General features: G+C 31.0%; 17 protein-coding genes. 12 read left to right on the forward strand and 5 right to left on the reverse strand.

The genetic code is table 11. From position 1 onward, the window contains the following. On the reverse strand, positions 1–445 hold a 445-nt coding region (locus N5D46_RS09245; protein WP_280049810.1), incomplete at its 3' end, for a hypothetical protein. Positions 446–674: 229 nt separating this feature from the next. On the opposite strand from N5D46_RS09245, the gene N5D46_RS09250 reads away from it, so the two are divergent. Continuing rightward, positions 675–2,144, forward strand: a complete 1,470-nt coding sequence (locus N5D46_RS09250) for a helix-turn-helix domain-containing protein (RefSeq protein WP_280049811.1) — start codon at positions 675–677, stop codon at positions 2,142–2,144. Positions 2,145–2,192: 48 nt separating this feature from the next. Here the strand turns inward: N5D46_RS09250 and N5D46_RS09255 are convergent, their stop codons facing one another. Both N5D46_RS09255 and N5D46_RS09260 read right to left on the reverse strand, forming a co-directional pair. Then, complete coding sequence (locus N5D46_RS09255; protein WP_221855006.1) at positions 2,193–3,776, reverse strand: FMN-binding glutamate synthase family protein; 1,584 nt, start codon at positions 3,774–3,776, stop codon at positions 2,193–2,195. Between the two features lie 232 nt (positions 3,777–4,008). Then, positions 4,009–5,592: an ABC transporter substrate-binding protein gene (locus tag N5D46_RS09260; RefSeq protein WP_280049812.1), complete on the reverse strand. Its 1,584-nt coding sequence runs from the start codon at positions 5,590–5,592 to the stop codon at positions 4,009–4,011. A gap of 59 nt (positions 5,593–5,651) precedes the next feature. Here N5D46_RS09260 and mtaB point away from each other — a divergent pair, with 59 nt between their 5' ends. From mtaB to N5D46_RS09280, 4 genes are all read left to right on the forward strand, one after another. Continuing rightward, the gene (gene mtaB, locus N5D46_RS09265) at positions 5,652–6,989 is read left to right on the forward strand and encodes a tRNA (N(6)-L-threonylcarbamoyladenosine(37)-C(2))-methylthiotransferase MtaB (protein ID WP_038332401.1); all 1,338 of its coding nucleotides are present in this window, start codon (positions 5,652–5,654) and stop codon (positions 6,987–6,989) included. Positions 6,990–7,098: 109 nt separating this feature from the next. Beyond that, on the forward strand, positions 7,099–7,629 hold the full coding sequence (locus tag N5D46_RS09270; protein WP_114999525.1) for a DUF4136 domain-containing protein: 531 nt from the start codon (positions 7,099–7,101) through the stop codon (positions 7,627–7,629). Positions 7,630–7,734: 105 nt separating this feature from the next. Beyond that, complete coding sequence (locus N5D46_RS09275) at positions 7,735–8,337, forward strand: porin family protein (RefSeq protein ID WP_114999523.1); 603 nt, start codon at positions 7,735–7,737, stop codon at positions 8,335–8,337. 56 nt (positions 8,338–8,393) lie between these two features. Next, positions 8,394–9,524: a carboxypeptidase-like regulatory domain-containing protein gene (locus N5D46_RS09280; RefSeq protein WP_280049813.1), complete on the forward strand. Its 1,131-nt coding sequence runs from the start codon at positions 8,394–8,396 to the stop codon at positions 9,522–9,524. A 10-nt stretch (positions 9,525–9,534) separates the two neighbouring features. Here the strand turns inward: N5D46_RS09280 and N5D46_RS09285 are convergent, their stop codons facing one another. Further along, the gene (locus N5D46_RS09285) at positions 9,535–10,401 is read right to left on the reverse strand and encodes a cupin-like domain-containing protein (protein WP_280035766.1); all 867 of its coding nucleotides are present in this window, start codon (positions 10,399–10,401) and stop codon (positions 9,535–9,537) included. Between the two features lie 84 nt (positions 10,402–10,485). Beyond that, positions 10,486–11,727: an NAD(P)/FAD-dependent oxidoreductase gene (locus N5D46_RS09290; protein WP_280049814.1), complete on the reverse strand. Its 1,242-nt coding sequence runs from the start codon at positions 11,725–11,727 to the stop codon at positions 10,486–10,488. Between the two features lie 88 nt (positions 11,728–11,815). Between N5D46_RS09290 and N5D46_RS09295 the strand changes: the two genes are divergently transcribed. From N5D46_RS09295 to N5D46_RS09325, 7 genes are read left to right on the forward strand one after another with little or no spacing between them, the layout of a single operon-like run. Next, complete coding sequence (locus N5D46_RS09295) at positions 11,816–13,330, forward strand: aromatic amino acid ammonia-lyase (RefSeq protein ID WP_038332296.1); 1,515 nt, start codon at positions 11,816–11,818, stop codon at positions 13,328–13,330. A 3-nt stretch (positions 13,331–13,333) separates the two neighbouring features. Further along, a complete protein-coding gene (fabG, locus tag N5D46_RS09300) occupies positions 13,334–14,065 on the forward strand; it encodes a 3-oxoacyl-ACP reductase FabG (RefSeq protein WP_038332295.1) in 732 nt (243 codons plus the stop codon). A gap of 5 nt (positions 14,066–14,070) precedes the next feature. After that, complete coding sequence (locus tag N5D46_RS09305) at positions 14,071–15,297, forward strand: beta-ketoacyl-[acyl-carrier-protein] synthase family protein (protein WP_114999642.1); 1,227 nt, start codon at positions 14,071–14,073, stop codon at positions 15,295–15,297. 1 nt (position 15,298) lies between these two features. Then, a complete protein-coding gene (locus N5D46_RS09310; RefSeq protein ID WP_038332291.1) occupies positions 15,299–15,547 on the forward strand; it encodes a phosphopantetheine-binding protein in 249 nt (82 codons plus the stop codon). Positions 15,548–15,552: 5 nt separating this feature from the next. Next, positions 15,553–16,422, forward strand: a complete 870-nt coding sequence (locus N5D46_RS09315) for a lipid A biosynthesis acyltransferase (RefSeq protein WP_280049815.1) — start codon at positions 15,553–15,555, stop codon at positions 16,420–16,422. Positions 16,423–16,472: 50 nt separating this feature from the next. Beyond that, complete coding sequence (locus N5D46_RS09320; RefSeq protein WP_280049816.1) at positions 16,473–17,384, forward strand: dialkylrecorsinol condensing enzyme DarA; 912 nt, start codon at positions 16,473–16,475, stop codon at positions 17,382–17,384. 1 nt (position 17,385) lies between these two features. Continuing rightward, the gene (locus tag N5D46_RS09325) at positions 17,386–18,525 is read left to right on the forward strand and encodes a beta-ketoacyl-ACP synthase III (protein ID WP_280049818.1); all 1,140 of its coding nucleotides are present in this window, start codon (positions 17,386–17,388) and stop codon (positions 18,523–18,525) included. Positions 18,526–18,528 lie beyond the last annotated feature (3 nt).

The following is an 18,528-nucleotide window of genomic DNA, read 5'->3' on the forward strand; positions in this document are numbered from 1 at the left end:
TGACGCTTGGTAATTTTGAAAATAATTCTTTAGTTGTAGCAAGTTTATTAAAATTTGAATTGGCGACATCAATATTATAATTGCCATTTTCTATTTTGAAAGTTTCTTTTTTTCCATTGATTATAACTTCATCAATTTGTACAGTTTCATCAATGTTTAAGTGAAATGTTTTATTTTCGTTCAAATAAAAAGGTTCTTCATCTTGAATATTATTGTCATAAATAACAGAAATTAAATAGATTTTAGGTTCTAAATTTTCAAAGTTAAATTTAGAATTTTCAGTTTCAATTGTTTGAATAACATTTTGAAATTCATCGTATAAAATAACTTTTGCGTGAATTGTTTTTGACTCTTTTTCTGATGAAATATATCCTGTAATCGAATATTTTTCTTGTGCAAAAGCAAAAGAGCTAATCAAAATGAGAATTAATTGTAGAAACTTCATAATAAAATTGTGTTGATTATTGTTTTACTTACATTTAGAGGAAGTAAAATTTTTGTTTGAACAATTTTAATTTATATTTTTAAATGTTTTTTATCAACTTGGTGTCAAATGATAATTGTTTACAATGTTATTCAAATTAAAGAAATACAATATGTTACGTTTTATAATTTCAGAAAATAGGTTTCTTAAATTTATCACAGTTATTCTATTCATATTCAGTTCAATAAATATGTTTGGAAAAACACAAAATGATAAAGCTGAATTTTTGCGTCAAAAAAATAATGATTTGGTTGAAGAAAATCTTCGAATTATTGATTCTACGATTTCAACAGCTTATCGGTTGAATGATAAAGTTGTGTTGAGTGAAGCTTATATCGAAAAAGGAAATTATTTTTTGGAGCAGCGTAATTACAATAATGCTTTGAAAAATTTTACTATTTCAAAGGAATTATCAACTGAAATAAAAGATGATTTTACATTTTATTCTTCGCTTGTTGGAATTGCTAAAACAAAGGAAAACTTACATGAAACAAAGGAATCTATAGTCTTGTACGAAACTTCTTTACCTTATTTCGAAAAGCATAAAGAGCAACCAAAATCGTTCAGCATTTATCTCTCAATTCTTGGGAAATTGTCTTATTTATATAGCAAAACAAATCATCTGAACAAAAGTGATTATTACAACAAAATTGAATTATCTGAAACGGTTGATACGGTAAATTATCAATATGCTTTGAAGAATAAAGGAATTATTGATTTCTACAAAAAAGATTATAATTCGGCATTTAATACATTGAAAAAAGCACAACAAGCTTTCTGGAAGCAAAATGATATCAAATGGTATGTGATTTCGGAGCAATTTTTAGGTGAAATTTTATATCAACAAAAGCGAAATAGAGAAGCAATCCAATATTTTGAAAATGTTGTGGAATTCTCAAAACAATATAAAATTCTTGATGAAGAACTGCGACTTTCTTATGAACGAGTAGTTGAATACAACGAGAAATATGGAAATAGTCGAGATAAATTATTATCTGTAAATAATTTATTGTCTTTTGATAGTTTATTTTATGTGGCTGATCATACTGTTTTGAAACCAAATCTCGAGAAATATGAAAATACATTCCTGAAAACTGAACGAAATTTATTGAAAGAAAAGAATCAAAACTTCAAAAGATCTTCATTTTTTGGTTTGGTTGCAATTCTAATTTTTGGTGGAATTGTTTTTTATAAAATGAATCAAAAACATCAAAAAAAGAAGAATTATTTACAAAAATGTCTTGATGAAATAATGATAATTGAAGCAGATATCAAGGAAGAAAATCAAGTAGAAAAAACAAAATTTGAGGTTGAAATTGATGAAGATTTCGAACAAAGTTTGCAAATATTTGAAGAACAAAAGTTGTTTCTAAATCCAAAATTTTCGTTGAATGATTTGGTTCTAGAATTGAACGCCAATCGAACAATTGTGTCAAATTATATTAATCGTTCCAGATCGAAAAATTTTAACCAATATATCAACGAATTGAGAATTAATCATCTTTTGAAACGATTTGCAGATGAACCAAATCTAAAAAAATATACAATTGATGCATTAGCAGAAGAAACAGGTTTTAATTCGAGAAAGACTTTTTCGGATGCTTTTTTGGAACATACAGGTTTTCGTCCGTCTCAATATTTACGGAATATTCTTGAATAAAAAAAGCAATCCAATTGGATTGCTTTTTTTATTATTATATGAAATTGATTAATTCACTTTACTTAATGTACGAACTCTAATTTCTTGTAAAACATCTTCTACAGACATTCCTACATATGCACCTTCTTCTACAATTGGGTACAATTGATCATAAGACATAATACGCGTATTGTCGATACGTAAATTTACGTGAGAACGATTGAAATCTCTGTGAGATTTAACACCTGTTGCAGAAATTAATTCAGATAATATATGCATTGTTTTCTTGTGGAAATTATACATACGAGTTGCTTTATCTTCTACATCTAACCCTTTCATCAATTCACGATCTTGGGTCGCAACACCAACTGGACATGTATTTGTATTACATTGTAAAGCTTGGATACATCCTACAGCCATCATCATAGCACGAGCCGAATAAACTAAATCTGCACCAATCGCCATTGCACGAGCAATGTGGAAAGAAGAAATAATTTTTCCAGAAGCTACAACACGAATATCTTTTTTAAGACCATAACCACGTAAAGTATCAACTGCGAAAGCTAAACCATCTAACAAAGGCATACCTAGAGAGTTAGAGAACTCTACAGGAGCAGCTCCAGTTCCACCTTCACCACCGTCAATTGCGATATAATCTGGTTTGATACCCGTTTTAATCATTGCTTCACAAATTTCGATAAACTCACGTTTAATCCCTATACACAATTTGAAACCAACTGGTTTTCCACCTGATAATTCTCTTAATTGTTTGATGAAATGTAACATTCCTTCTGCATCAGAGAAAGCTGAATGAGATGGAGGAGAATCAACAGTTGTATATGGTTCTACAGCACGAATCTTAGCGATTTCTGGAGTATTTTTATTTGCTGGTAAAATTCCTCCGTGACCTGGTTTTGCACCTTGAGAAATTTTTAACTCAATCATTTTTACATTTGGTAAAGTAGCGCGTTCTACGTACTTATCTGGATCGAAACCACCATCAGTAGCACGACAACCAAAATATCCTGTACCAATTTGCCAAATCAAATCTCCACCTGGCTGTAAGTGATATGGAGAAATTCCCCCTTCACCTGTATTGTGCGCAAAATTTCCTAATTTAGCACCTTTGTTCATCGCTAATACAGCATTTTCACTTAACGAACCGAAAGACATTGCAGAAATGTTTAATAAACTTGCTAAATAAGGTTGTTTACATTCACTTCCACCAACTTTTACACGTGGATCATCAGCATGTTTGATTTTTCCTGCATACATCGAGTGATTTAACCACTCATATCCTGGTTCATAAACATCTAATTGCGTCCCAAAAGGAACTGTGTCAATTACATTTTTTGCACGACGATACACCATACTACGCATCAAACGGTCAATAGGTTTCCCTTCAGTATCCGTTTCAACAAAGTATTGCATAATTTCTGGACGAATACTTTCTAACAAATAACGTCCATGTCCAATAATTGGAAAGTTTCTTCTGATAGCGTGTTTTGTTTGCGAGATATCTGCAAATCCTAAAGCAATCAAAGGAAGAATAATTATTAAAGACCATAAGATACCTGGCCAAAAATAAGAGATTACTCCAATTGCAACAAGAGTAACGATAGATCCTACTACGAAAAGTTGTCTTACTTTCATAAGTAAAAATTTAAATGATTTTGATTAAAAATTTGGTGTCAAATATATCTAAAAAAACTCGGTTTAACGCCTATATTTCTGAAATAATTTCTTTTAAATTGTTGATTTCAAACGTTAGAGAAAACCCATTATTTCAAATAAGTTAACAATTATCTAATGTCGTGAAATAAAATGAAATATTATTTAGATTTTTTTAAAAGATGTTCAAACTTTTTGAGAAATGTCAAAGGAATTATTCTTTATAAACTCTCGTTAAATCTAATAATTTGATAGGTCCCATCGAAAAATTCTTAACTTTTTTATTCAAAAATAACGTCGTTTGATCATAAAATAATGGCAAAATTGGAGCGTTTTGCATCATCAATGCATCCATTTTTTGATAAATTTTGGCACGTTCGTCTGAATTATTAGTCAAAAATGCTTGTTCATACATTTTATCAAATTCACCATTTTTGTAATGTGAATAATTTGGTCCTTCTGGCGCAAAGTTTTTCGAATAATATAAGGACAAAAAGTTTTCGGCATCTGGATAATCTGCGCCCCAATTTGCACGAAACAACGTAAATTTCCCTGTTGCTTTTCCATCACGCATTGTTGGTCCAGGTACAACATTCACTTTTATCGGTAAACCTAATTTCGCCATTTCCGCCGCAATATATTCGCAAACATCTACATATTCTTGCACTGTTGTCAGCTCGATTGGCGTAATTTTTCCGTTCGTTTTTTTATAGCTATTGATTAATTCGCGTGCTTTTTCGGGAGAATATTTGTAACCACTTTCGGGAGAATAACCTGGTAAACCTTTCGGAATGAAACCTCCATCTGCTTCAAAAGCTTGCCCTTTCATCATATATTTGATGATTTTGTTTTTATCAACTCCATAATTTAAGGCTTGACGCAATTTCAAATCAATTGCATTTGGTGCATCAAGGTAAAAACATAAATAAACGGTACTTAAATAAGGAACTTTTTGAATCGTTAAAATATTCGAATATTTTGGATTCAGATCACCGATTGGATTTAGAATTTCGTCTTTATAAGAAGGATCCAAATCTGCCATCATATCCAAATTACCTTTGATTAATTCTAAAAATTCTGAATTTTTCTCTGGTAAAAATGATAAATTAACCGCTTCTAAATATGGTAAACGTTGTCCTTTTTCATCAAACTCGAAATACTTTGGATTTTTTCTAAAAACCATTTTCACATTATCTTCCCAAATCTTAAATTGAAAAGGGCCTGTACCAATTGGATGTTTCAAGAATTCATCGTTTCCATTTTTGAACAATTCTTTCGGAACAACCGAAGCATATTTCATCGAAATTAATCCCAAAAATGCAGGATAAGCCTCTTTTAATTTAATTTCAAAAAGTGTATCATTTATTGCTTTATACGAATCGATATTATTCATAATCCAACCTCCAGAACCTCCAGTTTTAGGATCTTTTAAACGATTAAAACTATATTCAAAATCTGAAGCAGTTACAATTCGAGTCGAATCTTTCCCAAAAGCTTCATGCTTGTGAAAAAAAACATCATTTCTCAAAGTAAAAGAATACGTTTTTCCATCTTCAGAAATTGTCCAAGATTTTGCAATATCTGGCTGAATTTCTAGTTCGTTATCAATCTTCACTAAACTATTGTACATTAAATTGCATGCCCAATTATTGGCTTGTGTACGTGCATTGATAGGATCTAAAGAAGAAATATTATCGTAACGATTTAATTTAAATACTTTGTTTTCATCGATTTCAATTTTCTTAGAACACGAAAATATTGAAACGAATAACATAATGTAGATAAAGTATTTAGTCATTTTGAATAGCTGATTTATTTATGTTTCAAAACTATGGATAATTTCTTAAATTTGCAGCTATGAATAATCAAACTAAAACAGTTGCATTTCATACATTGGGATGTAAACTTAATTTTTCTGAAACTTCGACGATCGCAAGAAACTTGAAAGATAATGGATATCAGAAGGTTGAGTTTACAGATTCTGCGAATGTGTACGTGATAAATACATGTTCGGTAACCGCAAATGCAGACAAAGAGTGCAGAACGATTGTGAAAAATGCAATGAAAGCAAATCCAGAAGGTTTTGTTGTCGTTGTAGGTTGTTATGCGCAGTTGAAACCGCAAGAAATTGCGGAAATGGAAGGTGTTGATTTGGTTTTAGGAGCTGCAGAAAAATTTAATATTGCTGAATATTTAGACGATATCAATAAAAAAGAAGAAACAATTGTACATTCTTGTGAGATTGAAGAAGCCGATTTTTACGTTGGTTCATACTCAATCGGTGATCGTACGCGTGCTTTTTTGAAAGTGCAAGATGGTTGCGACTACAAATGTACGTATTGTACAATTCCTTTGGCTCGTGGAATTTCGCGTTCAGATACAGTAGAAAATGTTATCAAAAATGCGAATGAAATTGCACAAAAAGGAATCAAAGAAATTGTATTAACGGGTGTAAATATTGGTGATTACGGTAAAGGTGAATTCGGGAATAAAAAACACGAACATACTTTCTTGGAATTGGTACAAGAATTAGATCAAGTTGATGCGATAGAACGAATCAGAATTTCTTCGATTGAACCAAATTTATTAAAAAATGAAACAATTGATTTTGTTTCAAAAAGTAATCGATTTGTTCCGCATTTCCATATTCCATTACAATCTGGTAGCGATGAGATTTTGAAGAAAATGAAACGTCGTTATTTATCTAATCTTTATTTAGATCGTGTAACAAAAATTCGCGAAGTGATGCCAAATGCGTGTATTGGTGTAGATGTAATTGTTGGTTTTCCAGGAGAAACAGAAGAATTGTTTATGGAAACATATAATTTCTTAAACGAATTACCAATTAGCTATTTACATGTATTTACTTATTCGGAAAGAGATAATACAGAAGCGATCGAATTTGAAGGAGTTGTTGATCAAGGAGAGCGTAAACGTCGTAATAAAATGTTAAGAATTTTATCGGAGAAAAAACGTCAAGCTTTTTATCAATCGCAATTAAATTCGACTCAGAAAGTATTGTGGGAACATGATAATAAAGATGGAAAAATGTTTGGTTTTACAGAAAATTATGTAAAAGTTCAGACAGATTTTAATCCAGAATTAGTCAACGAAACACAAATTGTAGATTTGGTTAGAATCAATCACAATGGAATTGTTGAAGTGAAAATTCAAGAGTTAGAATTAGCAAAATAAAATTGTAAATATTAGTTAAAAAGAAGTTCATGTATTTTGAGCTTCTTTTTTTTGATTTACCTTTACATTTAGGAATAATAATTGTAGTTTTAAATAAAAAATCAAGGTCATGAAAATTATACACTTTACTTTTATAATTTTGTTGTCATTATTTGTAACAAGCTGTGGAACAGTTCAAGTAAGTACAGATTACGACAGATCAACAAATTTTGCTTCATATAAAACTTATACTTTTCACCAAAAAGGATTAGATAAGTTAAAGGTTAACGATTTGGATAAGAATCGACTAATTAAAGCAATTGATGCACAAATGGCTACAAAAGGATTTACAAAAGTAAGTTCTGATGCAGACTTAGTCATTAATTTATTGACAAGTTCTAAAGAACAAGTTTCTGTAAATAATAACAATTGGGGCTACGGTCCTTATGGTTACTATGGCGGATATTACGGCGGAAATAGCGTTTCTTCTTATCAAGCAGGAACAATTGTAATAGACATTATTGATGATAAACGTAATATATTGGTTTGGCAAGGTGTTGGTTCTGATCTTAATTTGAGTAATATCAGTGCTAAAGCGGAAAGAATCCCGAAAGCAATTGAAGAAATTCTTGCTAAATTTCCTCCTCAACCAAAAAAATAAATTTTCGAAAATAATATAGAAAGTTCTTCATTTGGAGAGCTTTTTTTATGAAATGAAGTTTGTATTAAAAAAAGCTTTAATTTTGTTAAAATTATACAATAACTTATGAAAAATTTAAAAACCAATCTATTAAGTTTATTTCTTTTAAGTTTATCTACTTTTTCTTTTGCTCAAATCGAATTTGGAGTTAAAGGAGGTGTTGGACTTAGTAACACAACTATTGTTCATGGAGTTTCTAAAGAGAGAGTTGGATTTTTAGTTGGAGGAGTTGCAAAATATCAATTAACTACTCGAAACGAAAATCATTATTTACAAGCCGAAGTTTTATATACTACTCAAGGTGAATATTCGTTATATAAAGAAGGTGGAGAGAAATACAAAGCTTTCTTAAATTATATCAATATTCCAATTATGTATAAATACTATTTTGATGATCAAGGAAAAGATTTCTTCGTTGAAGGTGGTCCTCAATTAGGTTTCAAAGTATCAGAAAAATTTGATGAAAATGAACCTGAAAGAGAAAATAATGTTCCAAAATCGTTTGATTTAGCTTTTAATATCGGTGGAGGTTATTCTATTGATAGAAAATACGAAATTAATTTACGCTATCAATATGGTTTAATAGATACTTACGACTATAAACGTTGGGATAATGGAACAAATCGTTCATCATTTTTAACTTTAGGAATTACATATTTCTTCAAATAAATTCAAAACCGCTTTATCAAGCGGTTTTTTTATTATCTTGTTTTAAAATTTAGTCAATGAATTTTAAACAAATTATTATTTTAGGTTTTTTCTTAATTAGTAGTAATCTATTTGCACAAAATACAATTAAAGGAAAAGTGATTGATGAAAAATCGCTTCCAATTATTAATGCTGAAATCTATGTCGATAATTCTACGATTAAATCAAAAACGAACGAAAAAGGTGAATTTGAACTAAGTCTTCCTAATGGACAATATAACTTAATTGTTCGTGCAAGTTTGTTTGAAAATTATATTTTGAATGTTAATACAAATCAAATTACATTTTATAAAGTAGTTTTAGAACCTGAAGTGGTAGCGTTGCAAGAAACAGTTGTTCAAGCAATATCTAAAGAAGATTGGTTGTATTATTATCAGACTTTTTTGAAATTGTTTTTGGGAAGTAATGAAGCTGCAAAAAAATGCAAAATAGAAAATTCGAAAGACTTAAGGTTTAAATATGATAAAAATACACGACAATTATCTGCTACTTCTAGAAATCCTTTAATCATTACAAACAATTACTTAGGTTATAAAATCGAGTATGACTTGGTTGATTTTAATGTTGATTTTAAGTCAAATTATGTCTTAACTCTTGGAACAGCACTTTTTACTGAGTTAAAATCATCAGCTTCTAAAGAAAAAAAATGGCAAGAAAATCGTCGTAAATCTTATTTAGGAAGTATTACTCATTTTATGAAAGCAGTTTATGAGAATAAAATTGAGGAAGAAGGATATGATATAAAACGATTGATTCGCAAGGATAATCCTGAATACATAAAATTTAAAGAAGAAACTTTGTTAGGAGGTAGAATTGAAGGTAAAGTTCCTCCAAAAATAATTACTTACTTAGTTAATCAAAAAGTTCCATCTGATAGTTTGAAAATCGTTGATAATAATAATCAGTATCTTAATTTTAAAGGATTATATTCAGTTGAATACAAAAATGAAAAAGAGGATTTGGACTATGCAAAACAGAATGGTGCAAAATATATTTCGAACCAACTTTCTATTTTCGCTATAAAAAGCGATTTATTAAAAATTGAAGAAAATGGTACATATTACCATCCTGCTAATTTGGTTGTTGAAGGATATTGGAGCTGGGAAAAAATAGCAAACATGGTTCCTATGGATTATAAAATTGAGTAATATTTAAAACCTATTTCTTAATTCCATAATATCCATGACTTTTCTTTATTGCCCATTTTTCTTTAAAATGAATCCATTTTAGTTGAAAAATCTTGCGCATTAACTTATCTGTATAGCGCATAATAAATACATGATAAATGGTATTCATCACTTGAAAAAACTCATTAGGAAAGGCGCGTAAAGACATTGAAAATCCTGCTTCTAAATAACGATTATAATGCCAATAACCACGTGGGATAAATAAAGCATCGCCATGATTCATGACAAAATCAAAACCTTTTGCGTGTTTCAAAGCTGGGAATTTTTCGTAATCGGGATGATCATAATCAATTTCGTAAATTGTATGTACCGAAAGTGGAACTTTATATAAAGCTTTGGATTGTTTTGGATCAAACAACAAAATTCGTTTATCACCTTGGAACTGAAAATGAATGAAATCCGTCATATCGACATCATAATGCATCAAAACTTTAGCTTCACTTCCTCCAAAAAATAGTGTAGGCAAACGTTCAAAATATTTTAAACCTAGATCAGGATAAGTGAAATTTTTGAGTAATTCGGGAATTTTATCTTTGATGATAAAAAAGAAAATTCTCAAATCAGAGGGTTCTTTTTTGATTAAATCCACATATTCATTAAACTTCATATGTGTAGCAGGAGTGTCCGAACTTTTGTTAGCGTCAGCAGGTTTGCTATCGTATAAAGGTACAATTTGTTCTCCAGCTTTTTCTTTGATATAATCGAGATTCCATTTGTCAAAATCTTTCCAATTCTTTGCATAACCTTTCAATAACAAAGGTTTCCTTTTTTTGAGATAATTTTTGATGAAATCTTCTTTCGAAATTGATTCAACTGTATCAATAGTCTGAAATTGCATGCGTTTTAAAGTATTGGATTACTCAAAAATAGAGAATCTATCTGAATTAAAAACAAAAAAGCCAACATATTGTTGACTTTTCATTTATTCTGTTTCTTTAACCATTCGAATCAGATACGCCATATTCCGAATTACACTATTGTGTTTTTTTACAAATGGATTTTCTTTGTTCCAAACGTATCCTGCTAAAACAGCACAAATTTTTTCTTTGACATCAGGATTTTCAGGTTGATGGAAAAATAATTCTTGCAAATTTCCTGTGTACCATTCTTGCACATAAGTGGTGAAAACATCGATACCTTCTTTCATATAATCTTCGTAATCTGTCTGCCAGTCTACTTTTTCGCCATTCATTTCTTTAATAGCAAGTTTAGCAGCTTTCAAACCACTTTCTGTTGCGAAACAAACACCAGAAGAGAAGACAGGGTCTAAAAACTCGGTACTATTTCCTGTCAACACATAACCATCTCCATACATTTTAGTCACCGCAGCGGAATAATTTTTTAACCAAATTGGGTTAAATTCAAATGGTAAATTACCAAAACGATTGACGTAAAAATCGGATTTTTGAATTGCATTTTGCAAAGCTTCTGTTGTATCTTGATTGGTTGATAATTGATTGATATAATCTGTTGGGCCAACGATCCCTACACTTGTTTTTCCATTCGAAAAAGGAATTACCCACAACCAAACTTTCGTTTCAATAATATCAAAAGAAATCTGCGTTCTTTCTTGACCTTCAGAGCGACGAACATCATTAATATGTGTGAAAATTGCTGAATGTGGATTTAGTTTTGATGGACTATCAATATTTAATAATCGTGGTAAAACGCGTCCATATCCACTCGCATCAATCAAAAATTTTGCATTGATTTGATACGTTTCTCCATTTTGTTTTTTTACAGTTGTAATCGATTTTTTTCCTTCAAATTGAACATCAATTACTTCTTCATTAAAACGCAAATCTGCACCTTTGTCTATAATTGCATCAGCTAAAGTCATATCGAAATCAGCACGCGGAACTTGCCAAGTCCAATCTTGTCCTTTCCCAAACTTTTTACTGAAATCGAAAATACAAATTTGTTCGCCTCGAATAAATCTCGCACCAGGTTTTACTTCGAAATTTTGTTTCTCTAAATAAGGTAACAATCCAGCTTCTTCAAAATGATCCATAGAGCGAGGGATCAAACTTTCACCAACAACAATTCTGGGAAATTGAGTTTTTTCTAAAACAATAACTTTAATGTTTTTTTCTCTTAAATAGGCTGCTGCAACCGATCCCGAAGGTCCTGCACCAATGATTAAAACATCTGTATTTTCAATCATGACTTTTTGTATAGTTTTTTAATTATTTTTGCAACTGATTGAGGGAGTAAATAACCAAAATCGATAAATCTTTTACCTAATCAATAACATGACAAAATTAACAATTGACACTATAGAAAACATACTTTTTGAGAATAAAAAATTATTGCTTGATAAATCAACATTTGATCGTGTGGAGAATAGTTTTAAATTTTTAAAAGAATTTTCAAAAAATAAAATAATTTACGGCGTAAATACAGGTTTTGGACCAATGGCACAATATCGTATTGAAGATGAAAATACAATTCAGCTTCAATATAATCTAATCAGAAGTCATTGTACAGGAATTGGAGAACCGTTGACGTTAGACCAAACAAAAGCTGCGGTTATTGCACGTTTTAATACGCTTTCGTTGGGATATTCTGGGATTCATCCTTCAGTTTTAGTATTGATGCAAGAATTAGTAAACCGTGATATTTTACCTGTCATTTATCAACATGGAAGCGTTGGTGCTAGTGGAGATCTGGTTCAATTGGCGCATTTGGCTTTGACATTAATTGGAGAAGGAGAAGTTTTTTATAAAGGAGAAATCAAATCGACGAAAGAAGTGTTTGAACTTGAAAATCTTCAACCAATAGAAGTTCATATTCGCGAAGGTTTATCAATTATGAACGGAACTTCGGTAATGACGGGAATTGGAATGGTAAATTTGATTAAAGTTAATCAATTAATTAATCTTTCGATTACGTTAAGCTCGATGATGAATGAAATTGTACAATCTTTTGATGATCATTATTCAAAACCGTTGAACGAGGCTAAACAACATGTTGGTCAACGTTATGTGGCGAATAAAATGACCGATTTTTTGAATGATAGCAAATTAGTCAAAAAACGTGCAGACGAATTATATCAAGAACGTACTGAGAAAATTTTTGAAGAAAAAGTACAAGAATATTATTCGTTGCGTTGTGTTCCTCAGATTTTAGGACCAATTTATGATACTTGGAATGCCGCGAAAGAAGTACTAGAAAATGAAATAAATTCGGCGAGTGATAATCCAATTATCGATGTTGAAAATCAAACTGTTCATCATGGAGGAAATTTTCATGGCGATTATGTTTCATTAGAATTGGATAAATTAAAATTGGCTGTTACGCGTCTATCAATGCTAAGTGAACGTCAATTAAACTATTTAGTCAATCCAAAAATCAATAATATTTTACCACCTTTTGTCAATTTAGGAACGCTTGGTTTTAATTTCGGTTTGCAAGCTGCTCAATTTACGGCGACTTCTACAACAGCTGAAAATCAAACACTTTCTACGTCAATGTATGTGCATAGTATTCCAAACAACAATGATAATCAAGATATTGTGAGTATGGGAACAAATGCGGCTACGATTTGTGCAAAAGTGATTGATAATACGTTCGAAGTGTTGACGGTTCAGAGTATGGCTGTAACGCAAGCGATAGAATTTTTACAAATACAAGATAAATTATCTTCGAAAGGGAAAGCATTTTATGATTCGATTCGTAAAATTGTTCCTGTATTTAAAGAAGATGAGGTGATTTATCCTTATCTTAAGGAAGTTAAAAAATATTTACTAAATAATAAAGTAAACTAAAGCATGAAATGTGCAATTGTAACAGGTGGTTCTCGTGGAATTGGAAAAGCAATTTGTTTGAAAATTGCAGAAGAACATGATTATCATCTTTTGATAAATTATAATTCGAATGAAGCTGCTGCGTTAGAAACTTTGAAAGATGTTGAAGCATTAGGAGGAACAGGAGAAATTTTAAAATTTGATGTGGCTGATGCAAATCAAACACAACAAGTTTTAACCGAATGGACAGAGAAAAATACAAATGCAATTGTAGAAGTAATTGTAAACAATGCAGGGATTACGAAAGATAATTTGTTTATGTGGATTTCACAAGATGATTGGTCAAATGTGATTAATACGAGCTTGAATGGTTTTTACAACGTAACTCATTTCTTTATTAATCCATTATTGAGAAATAGATTCGGAAGAATTGTCAATATAGTTTCTGTTTCCGGTTTGAAAGGAACGCCAGGACAAACCAATTATTCTGCTGCAAAAGCTGCTGTGATAGGAGCGACGAAAGCATTGGCACAAGAAATAGCAAAACGTAATGTAACGGTGAATGCTGTTGCGCCAGGTTTTATCGAAACGGATATGACAGATGAATTGGATCAACAAGAATTAAAGAAGCTGATTCCAGCCAATCGTTTTGGAAAAGCCGAAGAGGTTGCCGATTTGGTAAGCTTTTTGGTTTCTAAAAAATCGAGTTATATCACGGGAGAAGTTATTAATATAAATGGAGGAATTTATTCTTAGATAAAATGAGCCAAAGAGTCGTAATAACAGGAATGGGTATCTATTCTTGCTTAGGAACATCATTAGAAGAAGTAACAGAATCTTTGCGTCAAGGAAAATCAGGGATTATTTTTGATGAAGAACGCAAAGAATTTGGCTTTAAATCTGCTTTGACAGGAACTGTTCCTGCACCAGATTTGAAACCTTTTTTGAATCGTAGACAACGAATTACAATTGGTCAAGAAACAGAGTTTGCGTATATGGCAACTTTAGAAGCGTTGAAAAATGCTAATTTGACGGAAGAATATATCAAGACTAACGAGGTTGGAATTATATATGGAAATGATAGTGTTTCGAAAGCAATTATTGATGCAATAGATATTGTTCGCGAGAAAAAAGATACTGAATTAATTGGTTCTGGAGCGATTTTCAAGTCAATGAATTCCACTGTAACCATGAATCTTGCGACAATTTTTGAATTGACTGGAATCAATTTTACGATTAGTGCAGCTTGTGCAAGTGGCTCGCATTCGATTGGATTAGGTTATATGATGATCAAAGATGGTCTGCAAGATATGATTATTTGTGGAGGAGCACAGGAAATCAATAAATATGCAATGGCAAGTTTTGATGGTTTGGGTGTTTTTTCCGAAAATGAAGCAAATCCTACACAAGCTTGTCGTCCTTTCGATAAAAATCGTGATGGATTGGTGCCGAGTGGAGGTGGAGCAACATTGATTTTAGAAAGCTATGAATCCGCAGTAAAACGTGGTGCGCCAATTATTGCTGAGGTTTTGGGTTATGGTTTTTCATCGAATGGTGGACACATTTCTACGCCAAATGTAGATGGGCCAGCAATTGCGATGAATAGAGCGTTGAAACAAGCAAAAATTTCTGCTGATGAAATTCAATATATCAATGCACATGCGACTTCTACGCCAGTTGGTGATGCGAACGAAGCAAAAGCGATTGACCAAGTTTTTGGAAAAACGAAACCTTTTGTAAGTTCTACAAAATCGATGACGGGACACGAATGTTGGATGGCAGGAGCAAGTGAGATTATTTATTCTAACTTAATGATGATGAATAACTTTATTGCACCAAATATTAATTTCGAAGAAGCAGACGAAGATTCAGCTAAATTAAACATTGTTAAAGAAACCTTAAATAAAGAATTTGATGTATATTTGTCGAATTCTTTTGGATTTGGTGGAACGAATTCTGCCTTAGTAATTAAAAAATTTAACTCCTAATATGGTGAAAAGTAAAATCGCTGAAAAATTAAATGCTATCTTAATTGATGAATTTGAAGTTGATCCTTCTGTGATTTCAGAGGAAAAAAATATTAAAGAATCTTTAGATTTAGATAGTTTGGACTATGTTGATTTAGTGGTAATCATTGAATCTAATTTCGGTGTGAAATTAATTAAAGAAGATTTTCAAAATATGATAACTTTTGAAGATTTCTATGCAATTGTAGAACAAAAGTTAGAGAATAAATAACAGATATGAAACAATGGGATGGTCGTTCTAAAGGAACGGTCCTGGGATACAAAATATTTGTCAACGTTATGAAAAAGCTCGGAATTAAGGCTGCTTACTCAGTCTTAATTTTTGTAGCTTTTTATTATTTTATAACGGCTTATAGTAGTAACAAATCTATTTACGAATACTTTCGTTATCGATTAAATTTTTCGGTTTTCAAATCAATTTTAAGTGTTTACAAAAGTTACTATACTTTTGGACAAACCTTGATTGATAAAACAGCGATTAATGCAGGTTTACGTAACAAATATTCGTACGAATTTGATGGAATAGAATTATTAAGAAATCTATTGAATCAAAAACAAGGCGGAATCTTAATAAGTGCACATGTTGGTAATTTCGAAGTTGCAGAACATTTTTTTGCAGATATTGACTTTGATTGTCAAATTAATTTGGTTACAACAGATTTAGAACGAAATGTTATCAAAGAATATTTAGAAAGTATTTCGAAGAAACCTTCGGTAAAGTTTATCTTGATTCAAGAAGATTTATCTCATATTTTCGAAATAAATAATGCGCTTAGTCGAAACGAATTAATTTGTTTTACAGGAGATCGTTATTTCGAGGGAAATAAAACGATGTCAGAAGTGCTTCTTGGAAAACAAGCTAATTTTCCTGCAGGACCATTTTCTATTGCTTCTCGCTTGAAAGTGCCCGTTGCTTTTGTGTATGTAATGAAGGAAAAAAATTTACACTATCACTTATATGCGCGTCAAGCAAATTTCAAACATCGTGATGCAAATGCACTTTTGAAAGAGTTTTGCGTCAATCTAGAAACCATTGTAAAAAAATATCCTTATCAATGGTTTAATTATTTCGATTTTTGGATGTAAATTAGACCACAATATGAATTTTCAAACCACTAAAAAACCTAAACTTTTACATGAAATGCAACGTATTAGTTGTTTATTACTCTCAGTCAGGACAGTTAAATGAGATTGTCGATCAAACAACATATGATTTAGTTCAAAATCAAGATATTAATTTAACGAAATACAAGATAGAAATGGAAGAGGAATTTCCTTTTCCGTGGGATTTTTATTCTTTTTTCAATGCTTTTCCAGATAGTTTTCTTCAAAAAGAAAAGAAGATTAAACCAATTCCGACTGAAATCTTGAATCAGAAATATGATTTAATTTTATTGTATTATCAAGTTTGGTTTTTATCACCATCTATTCCAATAAATTCTTTTTTAAAGGATAAACAAGCACAGCAAATTTTAGAAAATTCTAAAATAATTACAATTAGTGGTTCGCGAAATATGTGGTTTTTGGCACAAGAAAAAATTAAAAAAATATTGAAAGAACGACAGTCTATATTAGTCGGAAACATCGCATTGGTCGATCATACACCAAATTTAGTAAGTGCAATGACAATTGTAAATTGGATGTTTTCGGGCGTTAAAAAACGAATGTTCAATTTGTTGCCTTTGCCAGGAATTAGTGAAAAAACTATTCAGGAAAGTAGAAGATTTGGTAAAATTATTCTAAATTCAATCCAAAATAATAATTACTCTAATCTACAAGAAAACTTAATTGAATCTGGAGCCGTTGAGGTAAAACCTTTTTTAGTTTCTGTTGATACAAAAGGGAATCGAATGTTTAAAGTTTGGTCTAAAATTATTGATTCTAAACAAGGTAAACAGCGAGAAAAGTATTTGAAATTCTTTTATTATTATTTAATTTTAGCTATTTGGATAATATCTCCATTAGTAAATTTGTTATATATTATATTTTATCCGTTCAACTATTTTAAATATAAAAAACAGGTAAAATATTTTCAAGGAATAGAATAATATGCAAAATGTATATATAACGAAAACGTCGAAGTTTTTGCCAAATCAACCAATTTCTAACGAAGAAATGGAAGATTTTTTAGGAAAAATTAATCAAATTCCTTCAAAAGCTCGAAGAATCGTTTTAAGAAATAATGGAATCAAAACGCGTTATTACGCTCTCGATAAAACTGGAAATGTCACACATTCTAATGCCGAATTGACGAGTAATGCAATTACAAATTTATTTGATACACAGTTCACAAAAAATGAGGTAGAAGTGTTGTCTTGTGGGACTTCAACGCCAGATTTGTTGTTGCCTTCTCATGCCGCGATGGTACACGGTTTATTGCAAAATAGTGTTTCGGTAGAGTTAAATTCTTCTTCGGGAGTTTGTAATTCGGGGATGAATGCGCTGAAATTTGGTTATCTTTCGGTAAAGTCAGGTAATTCTAAAAATGCAGTTTGTTCAGGTTCTGAGCGAGTTTCGACATGGATGAAAGCAGAAAAATTTGAGCATGAAGTTGAGAATTTAAAAGAATTAGAAGAGCAACCAATTATAGCATTCAAAAAAGATTTTTTACGTTGGATGTTATCAGATGGGGCCGCAGCTTTTTTATTGCAAAATCAACCAAACGAAGATTCGATTTCGCTTAAAATAGAGTGGATGGAATCTTATTCTTACGCACACGAATTGGAAACATGTATGTATGCCGGAGGTGATAAATTACCGAATGGAGAAATGAAATCTTGGAGCGATTTTTCTTCGGAAGAATGGTTAAAAGAATCCGTTTTTTCTTTGAAACAAGATGTCAAAGTTCTGAATGATAATATTTTGATAAAAGGCGTAGAAAGCATGAAAGCTGCAATGGATAAACATCAATTATCTTCAAATGAAATTGATTATTTATTACCGCATGTCTCGTCAAATTATTTTGTTCAAGGTTTATATGACGAATTTTGTAAGAGAGATATTTATATTCCGTTAGAGAAATGGTTTATGAATTTAAGCAAAGTTGGAAATGTGGGTTCAGCGTCTGTTTTTTTGATGCTTGACGAACTATTTCAAGACGGAAATCTTAAAAAAGGAGATCGTATTATGCTTTGTGTACCAGAAAGTGGGCGTTTTTCGTATTCGTACGTCTATTTAACAGTCGTTTAAAAA

This window comes from Empedobacter sp. GD03865 (assembly GCF_029840775.1).
GTDB classification, from domain to species: Bacteria; Bacteroidota; Bacteroidia; order Flavobacteriales; family Weeksellaceae; genus Empedobacter; species Empedobacter falsenii_B.

What these genes read in the sequence shown, in the direction of transcription:
- N5D46_RS09310 (WP_038332291.1), top strand. Translation starts at nt 15,299, where the DNA reads ATGGTGAAAAGTAAAATCGCTGAAAAATTAAATGCTATCTTAATTGAT.
- N5D46_RS09255 (WP_221855006.1), bottom strand. Translation starts at nt 3,776, where the DNA reads ATGAAAGTAAGACAACTTTTCGTAGTAGGATCTATCGTTACTCTTGTT.
- N5D46_RS09305 (WP_114999642.1), top strand. Translation starts at nt 14,071, where the DNA reads ATGAGCCAAAGAGTCGTAATAACAGGAATGGGTATCTATTCTTGCTTA.
- N5D46_RS09275 (WP_114999523.1), top strand. Translation starts at nt 7,735, where the DNA reads ATGAAAAATTTAAAAACCAATCTATTAAGTTTATTTCTTTTAAGTTTA.
- N5D46_RS09325 (WP_280049818.1), top strand. Translation starts at nt 17,386, where the DNA reads ATGCAAAATGTATATATAACGAAAACGTCGAAGTTTTTGCCAAATCAA.
- N5D46_RS09285 (WP_280035766.1), bottom strand. Translation starts at nt 10,401, where the DNA reads ATGCAATTTCAGACTATTGATACAGTTGAATCAATTTCGAAAGAAGAT.
- N5D46_RS09315 (WP_280049815.1), top strand. Translation starts at nt 15,553, where the DNA reads ATGAAACAATGGGATGGTCGTTCTAAAGGAACGGTCCTGGGATACAAA.
- N5D46_RS09280 (WP_280049813.1), top strand. Translation starts at nt 8,394, where the DNA reads ATGAATTTTAAACAAATTATTATTTTAGGTTTTTTCTTAATTAGTAGT.
- fabG (WP_038332295.1), top strand. Translation starts at nt 13,334, where the DNA reads ATGAAATGTGCAATTGTAACAGGTGGTTCTCGTGGAATTGGAAAAGCA.
- N5D46_RS09260 (WP_280049812.1), bottom strand. Translation starts at nt 5,592, where the DNA reads ATGACTAAATACTTTATCTACATTATGTTATTCGTTTCAATATTTTCG.
- N5D46_RS09250 (WP_280049811.1), top strand. Translation starts at nt 675, where the DNA reads ATGTTTGGAAAAACACAAAATGATAAAGCTGAATTTTTGCGTCAAAAA.
- mtaB (WP_038332401.1), top strand. Translation starts at nt 5,652, where the DNA reads ATGAATAATCAAACTAAAACAGTTGCATTTCATACATTGGGATGTAAA.
- N5D46_RS09320 (WP_280049816.1), top strand. Translation starts at nt 16,473, where the DNA reads ATGAAATGCAACGTATTAGTTGTTTATTACTCTCAGTCAGGACAGTTA.
- N5D46_RS09290 (WP_280049814.1), bottom strand. Translation starts at nt 11,727, where the DNA reads ATGATTGAAAATACAGATGTTTTAATCATTGGTGCAGGACCTTCGGGA.
- N5D46_RS09295 (WP_038332296.1), top strand. Translation starts at nt 11,816, where the DNA reads ATGACAAAATTAACAATTGACACTATAGAAAACATACTTTTTGAGAAT.
- N5D46_RS09270 (WP_114999525.1), top strand. Translation starts at nt 7,099, where the DNA reads ATGAAAATTATACACTTTACTTTTATAATTTTGTTGTCATTATTTGTA.